At 70.9% G+C, this 1,148-nt stretch carries 2 protein-coding genes; both read right to left on the bottom strand.

Features of this window, described 5'->3' with window-relative positions; all coding sequences use genetic code 11:
* On the bottom strand, positions 1–183 hold a 183-nt coding region (locus B8460_RS14280), incomplete at its 3' end, for a hypothetical protein (RefSeq protein WP_048862284.1).
* Between the two features lie 151 nt (positions 184–334).
* On the bottom strand, positions 335–1,148 hold an 814-nt coding region (locus B8460_RS14275; RefSeq protein WP_048862283.1), incomplete at its 5' end, for a sensor histidine kinase.

Raw genomic sequence — 1,148 nt, 5'->3', positions numbered from 1 at the left:
GCCGCCCCAGCAGCAACCGCCGCGCCAGCCGTATCCGCCGTGCCAGCCATAGCCGCCGTGCCAGCCGTATCCGCCATGCCAGCCGCCGCCGCGCCACCACGCGTTGGCCGGCTGCGCGGTCGCGGCCATCAGGCCCGCCGCCACGACCGGGATCGCCAGAAGAGCCGGAATGCGCAGGCGCATCGTTGCCTCCTAAATCTGTCGCCGAACCACGTGCGCAGGGTCGGCGATGTCTGTGGTCAAACTGGGGCGATGCGCCAAAGGCCGCAACCCCGTGGCCGCTACCATCATGTAATGAAGCGCAACGTGCTCTGAAGCATTTCAGGCGACCGGCTCACGCGCCGGCGACGCCGAATTCCAGCCGCGCGACGGTGCCGTGATCCGCCGTCGGGTCGCCGGACAGGCTGAATCTGCCGTCCAGACGCCGCGCCAGCGATTCGATGACGCGCATGCCGAGGCTGTGCTGCGCCGCCGCCGCCGCCTCGCCGAGTCCGACGCCGTCGTCGCGCACTTCCAGCATGTAACGGCCGGTATCGACAGGTTGCAGCGTGACCGCGATGGTACCGCCGCCGCGCCCGACGAAGGCGTGCTTCAGCGCGTTGGTGACCAGCTCGGTGATGATGAGCGACAGGGCGCTGATGGCGTCGATCGGCAGTTGCGTGGGCACCATGCTGACGCGGCAGACGATGTTCGACGCGCCCGTCGCCTCCAGCAGGTCGTGGCACGTCTCCTCCACCATCTGGCTGAGGTCGTCGTCGCTCGACACCGGCGTCGTCAGCCGCCGGTGGATGCGCGACAGGACGTCCACGCGCTGGCGCGCGTCCACCAGCACGCGCCGCGCTTCTTCCGGCACCCGCCGCGATTGCAGCGTGAGCAACGAGGACATGAACTGCATGTTGTTGGCGACGCGGTGCTGCAATTCGCGGAACAGCAGGCTCTGCCCTTCCACGAGGGCGACCGCGTGGCTGCGCTCGGCCTCCAGCCGCGCCAGCGCGCGGCGCAGCAGATCGAGCAGCGCCGCCGCGGCCAATGCGCATGTCACCGGCCCGAGGGCGACGACGAAGGCCGCCGCCCGGTCGTCCGCGGGCGCGCCCGCGACCAGCAGGCCGAGGCCGATGAGCGTGACCGCGCCGACCGCCTGCCACTGC

It is taken from the genome of Acidisphaera rubrifaciens HS-AP3, assembly GCF_000964365.1.
Lineage (GTDB): Bacteria > Pseudomonadota > Alphaproteobacteria > Acetobacterales > Acetobacteraceae > Acidisphaera > Acidisphaera rubrifaciens.
This window is presented reverse-complemented; position numbering and strand designations above follow the sequence as displayed.